At 67.7% G+C, this 8,829-nt stretch carries 6 protein-coding genes and 2 rRNA genes; 4 read left to right on the forward strand and 4 right to left on the reverse strand.

All coding sequences use genetic code 11. From position 1 onward, the window contains the following. Positions 1-92 precede the first annotated feature (92 nt). Both ACWD3H_RS47030 and ACWD3H_RS47035 read right to left on the reverse strand, forming a co-directional pair. The gene (locus ACWD3H_RS47030; protein WP_451959707.1) at positions 93-1,391 is read right to left on the reverse strand and encodes an aspartate aminotransferase family protein; all 1,299 of its coding nucleotides are present in this window, start codon (positions 1,389-1,391) and stop codon (positions 93-95) included. Between the two features lie 180 nt (positions 1,392-1,571). Next, complete coding sequence (locus tag ACWD3H_RS47035; protein WP_451959708.1) at positions 1,572-3,083, reverse strand: MFS transporter; 1,512 nt, start codon at positions 3,081-3,083, stop codon at positions 1,572-1,574. Positions 3,084-3,137: 54 nt separating this feature from the next. On the opposite strand from ACWD3H_RS47035, the gene ACWD3H_RS47040 reads away from it, so the two are divergent. The 4 genes from ACWD3H_RS47040 (at position 3,138) to ACWD3H_RS47055 (ending at position 8,132) form a co-directional block, all read left to right on the forward strand. After that, positions 3,138-3,917: a TetR/AcrR family transcriptional regulator gene (locus tag ACWD3H_RS47040; protein ID WP_451959709.1), complete on the forward strand. Its 780-nt coding sequence runs from the start codon at positions 3,138-3,140 to the stop codon at positions 3,915-3,917. A gap of 126 nt (positions 3,918-4,043) precedes the next feature. Then, positions 4,044-5,669 carry a PucR family transcriptional regulator gene (locus ACWD3H_RS47045; protein WP_451959710.1) on the forward strand — a complete coding sequence of 542 codons (1,626 nt, stop codon included), beginning with the start codon at positions 4,044-4,046 and terminating at the stop codon, positions 5,667-5,669. A 9-nt stretch (positions 5,670-5,678) separates the two neighbouring features. Next, a complete protein-coding gene (locus ACWD3H_RS47050; RefSeq protein WP_355569102.1) occupies positions 5,679-6,074 on the forward strand; it encodes a cupin domain-containing protein in 396 nt (131 codons plus the stop codon). 714 nt (positions 6,075-6,788) lie between these two features. Further along, positions 6,789-8,132, forward strand: coding sequence for a phosphodiester glycosidase family protein (locus ACWD3H_RS47055; RefSeq protein ID WP_451959711.1), 1,344 nt, complete (start codon positions 6,789-6,791; stop codon positions 8,130-8,132). Positions 8,133-8,415: 283 nt separating this feature from the next. Here the strand turns inward: ACWD3H_RS47055 and rrf are convergent. Both rrf and ACWD3H_RS47065 read right to left on the reverse strand, forming a co-directional pair. Then, a 5S ribosomal RNA gene (gene rrf, locus ACWD3H_RS47060) occupies positions 8,416-8,532 on the reverse strand. A 130-nt stretch (positions 8,533-8,662) separates the two neighbouring features. Then, positions 8,663-8,829 (reverse strand): 23S ribosomal RNA (locus ACWD3H_RS47065); the annotation flags it as partial.

Here is an 8,829-nt window from a genome sequence, read left to right on the forward strand (position 1 = left end):
CCCGGTGACCTCTCCGGTCGCCGGGTTGAAGATCTCGGAGGTACGGCCGGAGCCCTCGACGAGGGCTCCGTTGATCCAGTGAGTGACGTTCTTCACGAGGCGACCTCGGCGTTGACGGTTTCGAGCACACCGACGATGATTCCGAGGCCCTCGGCGGCCTCCTCCATGGTCAGGGTGAGCGGCGGGGCCATGCGGAGCACGTTACCCCGCAGCCCGCCCTTGCCCGCCAGCAGGCCGGCCTTCCTGCTCTCCTCCATGAACCGGCTGGCGAGCGCCGGGGAGGGTTCGCCCGTCGCCGGGTCGACCAGCTCGACGGCGAACATCAGGCCCCTGCCGCGGACGTCGCCGACGATCGGCAGGCGCGGCGCGGCCTCACGGAGCCCGTCGATGATCAGGGCGCCGGTCCTGGCGGCGGCGGCCTGCAGGTCGTGGTCGAGGACGTAGTCCAGGGTGGCGTTGGCCGCGGCCATGGAGATCGGGTTGCCGCCGAAGGTGGCCAGCCCGACGGCGTGGAGGTTGTCCATCAGGTCACCCCGGGCGACGACGCCACCCACCGCGAAGCCGTTGCCCAGCCCCTTGGCGAAGGTCATCATGTCGGGCGTGACACCGTGGTTCTGGATGCCGAAGAAGGCCGAGCCGGTACGGCCCCAGCCGGTCTGCACCTCGTCGGAGATGAACAGGATCCCCTCGGAGTCGAGGACCTCCTGGTAGGCGGCGAACAGCCCGTCGGGGGCCATGGTGAAGCCGCCCACGCCCTGGATCGGCTCGGCGATCAGCGCCGCCACGTCGTTGGAGACGGCCGTGGAGAGCACGTGGCGCAGGTCGTCGACGCAGGCCTCGATGTAGCCGGCGTCGGACAGGCCGCGGAACTGGGCGAGGTGCCGGTCGGCTCCGTGCAGGAAGTGCACGTTCAGCGGCGACAGCGAGTTGTTCTTCCAGGAACGGTTGCTCGTGACGCCGATCGTGCCGAAGGAGCGGCCGTGGTAGCTCTGCCGCATGGCGAGCACCTGGTCGGACTTGCGCGCGTAGGTCGCCAGCAGCAGCGCGGCCTCGTTGGCCTCGGTGCCGGAGTTGGTGAAGAAGACCTTCGCGTCCTGGATGCCGGAGAGCCTGGCGATCTTCTCGGCCAGCTCGACCTGACCGCGCAGCAGGTAGACCGTGGAGGTGTGCACGACACCGGTGGCGAGCTGCCGCTCCACGGCCTCCCGCACCTCGGGCACGTCGTACCCGATCATGTTGGTCAGAATGCCCGCGAAGAAGTCGAGGTAGGTCTTGCCCGACGCGTCGACTACCCGGTTGCCCTTGCCTGAGACGATCTCGATGGGCTCGTCGTAGTAGAGAGCCAGCCAGTTGGGCATTACCGCGCGATGGCGCGCAAGGAGGTCCGACATACATCGAGTATCACCGCTCGGGGCCACCTCCTCACACCGGCAACATGTCGGCATATAGTCGCCAAACCCAGCACACTGTCAGGTCGGTACGCCCATGCCGGCGTGCCGATCCGCCCGGCCGATCCGTCCGGGCGGATCGGCCGGCGGCCCGGCACGCCGTGGCGGCGGCCGGAGAGCCCCTCAGCCCTCGGTCTTCACCAGGTCGGTGTCCGAGGCGGCCGTGACCACGGGCGCGGGCCGCAGCACCAGGAACGCCAGCGTGGCGGCGGCCAGCGTGAAGGCGACTCCCACCCAGGAGCCGAACGACATGGCGGAGACGAACGCCTCGCGCGCGGTCTCGATCACCCCCGGATCCCCCAGCCGCAGCGCCTCTCCGATCGACTCCCTGGCGCCGGCCGGGGCGTCCGCGGGCATCGACGAGGTGTAAACCCCGGCCAGCACGCTGCCCAGCACGGCGATGCTCAGCGCCATGCCGACCTGCTGGACCGTGTCGTTGAGCGCCGACCCGACACCGGCGTGCGCGGGCGGCACCGCGCCCATCAGCGTCGCGTAGGCCGCGGGACCCGCCAGGCCGCCGCCGATCCCCATGAGCATGAGACCGGAGATCAACATGCCGTACCCGGTGTCGGCGGTCATGAAGGCGAGCACCCCGAAGCCGGAAGCCATCACGGCGAGGCCGACGGCGACCAGCACCCGGTTGCTGACCTTCTGCCCCAGCCCGGCACCGACCCCGTTGAACAGCGCGGCGGCCACGGCGTACGGCAGCAGCGCGAGACCGGCTCGCATGGGACCGTAGCCCAGCACGAACTGCAGGTACTGGGTCAGCATCAGCAGCAGCGCGCCCGTGCCGAACGACATCAGCACGATCGAGAACGAGGCGCCGCTGAAGTTCCGGTTGCGAAACAGTTCCAGCGGGAGCATCGGATGGTCCGACCTGAGCTCCCAGATCACGAACGCCCCCAGCGCGACCACCGCCACGCCGGCGGCGACCAGCGACTCCGCCGAGGTCCAGCCCGCCGTCGGAGCGGAGACGACCACGTAGACCAGGGCGCTCATGCCGGCCGTGGACAGCACCACGCCGAGCGGGTCGAGTTTTCTCGCCGGACCACGTGACTCGGGCATCAGCAGCACCGCCGCGACGACGGCGACGATCGCGACGGGCGCGTTGAGCAGGAAGATCGATCCCCACCAGTAGTGTTCCAGCAGGAAACCGCCCAGCGTGGGACCGGCGATCACACCGACCATGGCCACCGCGCTCCACGCGGCGATCGCCTTGCGGCGCTCCTCCTCGTCGAAGACGGTGATCAGGATCGACAGGGTGCTCGGCATCAGGATGGAGCCGCCGACGCCCATCAGCGCGCGGGCACCGATCAGCTGCCAGGGCTCGGTGACCAGCACGGCGACCAGCGAGGCACCGCCGAACAGCAGCAGGCCGATGATCAGGAAACGCTTACGGCCGTAACGGTCCGACAGGCTGCCCGAGGTGAGCAGCAACCCGGCGAAGACCAGGACATAGGCGTCGATGATCCACTGGATGTCCGCGGGGGTGGCTCCCAGGTCGACCATCAACGCCGGGATGGCCAGATTCAGGACGGTGTTGTCCACCACCAGGACCAGCAGGCTCAGACAGAGCACTCCGAGGATCCACCAGCGCCTCGGATCGCGTTCGACTCGTACAGTGTTCGATTCCACTCGCACACTGTATGACAAGCTCGCACGGTGTACTATCGGATTTATGCTTGGAGCGTGAAACAGCACTTCAGCTCCGTCTGGACGCGCGAGCCGCGCACCACCAAGAGTCCGGGGCTCGATCGCGCGCAGATCGTGCGCGAGGCGATGGCACTGCTCGACGCCGAGGGGCTGGACGCACTGAGCATGCGCCGCCTGGGCGCCAGGCTCGGCTCGGGGGCCACCAGTATCTACTGGCACGTGGCCAACAAGGACGAACTGCTGGAGCTGGTCCTCGACGAGGTCTACGGCGAGCTGACGGTCCCGGACGTCCAGGAGACCACCTGGCGCAACTCCGCCTCCTCCTTCGCGTACAGCATGCGCCAGGTGCTCTTCAGGCACCCCTGGGTGACCAACCTCATCGGGACCATCCCCGGCATCGGCCCCAACGCGATACTGCTGATGACCCGGCTCGTCGCCACCTTCGACCACGCCGGGTTCCGTGGCCTCGACCAGGACTACGCCGCCTCGACGCTCATCGCCTACGTGTCCGGGGTCACTCTGCCCGAAATCTCCTGGCGGACCATGATGGAGCGGACCGGCCTTGAGTCCAACGAGCTGAACGCGGCCCTCCAGCCGGCGGTGGAGAAGGCCGCGGCAGGCCACCCCGGACTGGCCGCCCGCTACGCCGAGTTCAGGGAGATCGACGTCGAGACCACCAGGGCGCTCAACTTCGAGTTCGGCCTGACCTGCCTCCTCGACGGCCTGGAGGCCCGCCTGAACCGCGCGGCCTCGGCACCGGCACCGGCCTCGGCGGACCCCGGCGGGACACCGCCCCCGCGGCCGGGCATCCATTAGCGATCACCTCCCACCCTGTGAAGACGACACCGCGGGCCCCGATACCGCAGGGACACGGATGGCAGGTAAACAGCATGTAAAAGGGGGACCACGCGTACTTACATTCTGATCAGATACTCTCTGTGTGTGCTCCCTACAGTCGCCGACGTCCTCGCCCTGGACACCGTTCGCCGGGGCAATCCACGGGTCGTGGCGGGGGCTGACCGACTGGACAGCCGGGTGCGCTGGGTGCACGTGGGCGAGGTCACCGATATCGCCCACCTGCTACGCGGAGGCGAGCTCGTGCTCACCACCGGCATAGCCCTGCCCGACGACCCCGAGAAACTCGCCGACTACGTCGCCGAGCTGGCCACCGTGGGTGCGTCGGGGCTGATCGTGGAGCTGGGCCGCAAGTTCATCAAAGAGTTGCCCCGTGCCGTGATCAACGCCGCCGAAGTGCACGGCCTGCCCCTGGTGACCCTGGCGATGGAGACACCGTTCGTGCAGATCACCGAGTCGGTGCACGCCCGGATCATCGACATCCAGCTGGAGGAACTCCGCGCCTCCAAGCAGTTGCACGAGGTCTTCACCGAGCTGTCGGTCGAGGGCGCCTCCCCCGCGAGGGTGCTCGGCCAGGTCACCCGGTTGTCCGGACGCCCCGCGCTGCTGGAGAACCTCGCCCACCAGGTCCTGGCATGCGACACCGCCGGACGTGACACGGGCACGCTACTGGCCGGCTGGGAGACGCGCTCCCGCTCGGTGGCACCCCACCCGCGGACCGCCTACGACGCGGCCTCAGGCTGGCTGGTCACCATCGTCGGCGCCCGGGGCCAGGACTGGGGCCGCCTGATCCTGCTCTGTGACAGCGAGCCGGGGCCGCACGACATCGTGCTCGCCGAACGCGCCGCGACCACCCTCGCCCTGGGCCGCCTGCTGGAACGCCATCAGGAGTCACTGGAGCGTCAGGCACACGGCACGATCATCACCGGAATCCTGACCCACGCGTACGCCGACCCCGAGGAGGCCGCGGCCCGCGCCCGTGCGGTCGGCGTGCCGCTCACCGGTCGCAGGCTCATGAGCGTGGTGCTGCGCCTGGCCGAGTTGGCGGAGAAGCCGATGGACAGCCAGGAGCAACTCGCCCAGCTCGCCGAACTGGGCGACGCGGCCGCCGCCGCCTGCCGAGAGGCCCGCCTTCCCGCCCTGATCGGCGCTCTGGACCAGAACCGGGTCGGCGTCCTGCTCCCCCTGCCACCGCGCGTCCTCCCCGAATCCGCGCTGACCATGCTCGCCGACCACCTGCGCACGGCCTTCACGACCCCCTTCGTCCTCGCCGCGGGTTCCGTGGTCGAGTCGGTCCGCGACGTGCGGCGGAGCTTCCTGGAGGCCGAGCAGGTCGCCGACGTGGCCGCCAGGCAGCCCGACGGCCGCGCTTTCTACCGGCTCCCCGACCTCCGTCTGCGGGGCCTGCTCCACCTCCTGCGTGACGACGCCCGGCTGCAGACCTTCGCCGAACGCGAGCTTGGCCCGCTGCTCGCCCACGACGCCCAACGCGGCGGCGATCTCACCAGGATCCTCCGGGTCTACCTCAACGCGGGCCGCAACAAGGCCCTCGCCGCTCAGCGGGCGCATCTGTCGCGCCCCGCCTTCTACGACCGTCTCCACAGGTTGGAACGCGTCCTCGACACCGATCTGGACGATGTCGAGTCCTGCCTCTCCCTCCATGTCGCCCTGCTGGCGCTGGAGTCCTTCCGGAGAGACAATCCCCGCCCCTGAAAGGTCCCCATGCCCGACATTCTCATCCCAGAGCCCGCCGATCTGGCCCGGATGACCGCCGCTGCCGGGGCGTTCTCCGTCCCCACCGGTGACGTGCAGCTCTCACCGGACGAGCTGGAACCCGACCAGATCCTGGCGGGTTCCCCGCGCGTTTCGTCCATCGAGCTGTGGTCCTCGCCGGATGGCGGGCAGAGCCGGGGCATCTGGGAGATCACGCCGGGCACCGTGGCCGATGTGGAACGTGACGAGATGTTCGTGGTCCTGTCCGGCCGTGCCACGCTGGAGGTCGACGGGGGTGCCACCCTCGAACTCGTCCCCGGCTCGGTCTGCCTGCTCGCCGAGGGGGCCAAGACCGTCTGGATCGTCCACGAGACCCTGCGCAAGGTGTATCACTGCATGGGCTGACCAGATCACGGTCGTGGGTCGTACGGAACCGAGGTTCCGTACGACCCACGACCGTCCGTTTACCCCGATCACCGCTTTCCCCGACGACCGAATGCGGCGATCCGTCCCGCGGTAACTCCTGCGGACTTTTCCGGGTCTTCCTGAACCGACTTCGTACGCGAACTGCACTAACCGTGTCTGTCGGATGCGGCATCCATGTGAACGGGGTCATCCACGCAGATGTGGAGATCCCAGCGGCGCGGACGCGTCAGGATCGCCCCGAGGATCACGCTTGCGATGATCACGATGAGAATGCTCAGCCCCATGACGGCTGCCTCTCGGAAAGATGTGCCGCTTGATCTGAGGAAATGCGGCCTACTGCACCGTAGCGTCGCATTCTCGCTGTCGCAACGAAACGGCCAGGGACTAATCCTTATTGACCAGGACCGTTGACCCGGTCGGGACCGTCGCGGGCATGTGAATTCTCCCGCGGGTGACATGACCCTGCGTGAGCAGCAACACTTTCTTGGGATGTTTCGTGTGTTTCGCTCCCCTCGCCCCGTAGATCTCGGCACGATGGTGCACGAACTCTGAAACCAACGGGGAGAGATATACATGTCGCGACGCCTTGTCGCCGGATTCACGGCCCTAGCGCTCACCGCCACAGCGATTCCCGCTGAGGCCGAGCAGGCGAGTTCGGGGTTTCCCTCCTCCGTGTTCCCACTGGGTGTGAGCATGGCCACGGTGAAAAACCAGCAGAGTGTGGCACCGGGCATTGATCTTTTCAGCGTGAAGCACGGCAAGTCCACACAGGGCTGGACAGTCTCCGCCCTCATGCCCAACGGCCACGACGACGGCCGCCTGGACACCGCTCAGACGGTCGCCGAGGCCGTGGAGGCGGCGGGGTTCACTCCCAGCATCCTGCGGATCGTGCAGCCCGCCGCAGCGGACGCCCCGGCTGTGGAGCGATACATGGTCAGGATCGGCCTGTGGTCATTCGGCAAGCGGGCCGAGGCCGACAAGGTCGTGAAGGAACTCAAGGAGCAGGGCATCCGGGCCAAGACCGACTATCTCGGCGACGACGGCACCGAGACCACCGGCCCCTGGAACATGAGCGTGCTGATGGTCGACCCGAAGGTGTTCAAAGGATCCTTCAAGACGAGCGTCGGCAAGAGCGTGGCCAAGCGCGAGACCACCAGCTCGATGTCGAAACTGACCGGCGCCATCGCCGGGGTCAACGGCGGCTTCTTCAACATCCACACCGCCAAGGCCCTTCAGGGCGACCCGGTCGGTGTCTCCGTGGTGGGCGGCAGGCTGCTCAGCGAGGCCGTGCCAGGCCGCAGCGGCCTCGTCATCACCCAGGGCCGTAAGGCCCGGATCACCGAGTTGCGAACCCAGGTCACCGCGATCTCCTCGGACGGCACGAAGGCCGAGGTCAACGGCATCAACCGGGCCGCCGGAAGCGACGAGCTCGTCCTCTACACCGAGGAATTCGGCAGCAAGACGGCCACCGACGGCGGCATCGAGGCCGTCATCGACGCCCAGGGCCAGGTCGTCAAGGTCCGCCAGGCCGGCGGCATCGTCGCCCGGGGCACCTACGTGCTTCACGGCACCGGCCTGGCGGCCGTCTGGCTCCAGGAACACACGCAGGGCACCTGGATGAAACTGGACACCAAGGTCATCGACCTGCGGACGCAGCGGGCGATACCGCTCACCCCTGATACATACATCATGGGCGGCGGGGTCGGGCTGGTCAGGAACGGCCGGGTGCGCATCACCGCGGCGGCCGACGGACACGCCTCGGTCAACATGATGCTCCGGCGCCACCCGCGCACGATGGTCGGTGTCAACAAGTCGGGCGGGCTGATCCTGGCCACGGTCGACGGGCGCAACCCGGGTATCTCCGTGGGCGCCTCGATGGTGGAGGCTGCTCAGCTGATGCGGTGGCTGGGCGCCAAGCAGGCCATCAACTTCGACGGTGGTGGCTCCAGCGTGATGGTCGTCGGCCACAAGCCCGTCAACCGGCCCTCGGACGGCGCGGAGCGGACCGTGGGCGACGCCCTCTTCATCACGCCCTGACGAGCGGCGCTCCAACGCGAGAAGCCCCGGTCCTCATCGGCCGGGGCTTCTGGTTTTCCGTAGGCGTACGGCGGCTCTCTCAGCCTCCGGTTCCGAGGCACGTCTTGGAACTCCGTCCCTGAACCCGGGAGCCTCCGCAGGGCCGCTGGATCCCCTCAGCCATTTCAGATTCCAGTTCCAGGGTATGAGAGCCGGCGAGGGCCCAAGGCCGGCCTCCCGTTCGGAACCCTTCCCGGAAAGCACGAAGGCCCCCACCGAAAGGTGAGGGCCCTCATAAAAGATTGTCCGGCGGCGACCTACTCTCCCACACCGTCCCCGGTGCAGTACCATCGGCGCTGAAGAGCTTAACTTCCGGGTTCGGAATGTAACCGGGTGTTTCCCCTTCGCCATAACCGCCGTAACTCTATGAAACACACAAACACTGTTTGCTGTCTCAGAATTGCCTAGTGGACGCGAGCAAGACCTTGATCTGGCGCTGCTCCGGACCCGGCGAAGGGACAGAGCGCTGCACAGATCAAGCATGTTGCTTTGTGGTCAAGTCCTCGGCCTATTAGTACTGGTCAGCTCCACACATTACTGCGCTTCCACTTCCAGCCTATCAGCCCGGTCGTCTACCGGGAGCCTTACCCACTCTCGTGGTGGGAGACCTCATCTCAAGGCGAGCTTCCCGCTTAGATGCTTTCAGCGGTTATCCCTT

The organism is Streptosporangium sp. NPDC002607, from assembly GCF_053592655.1.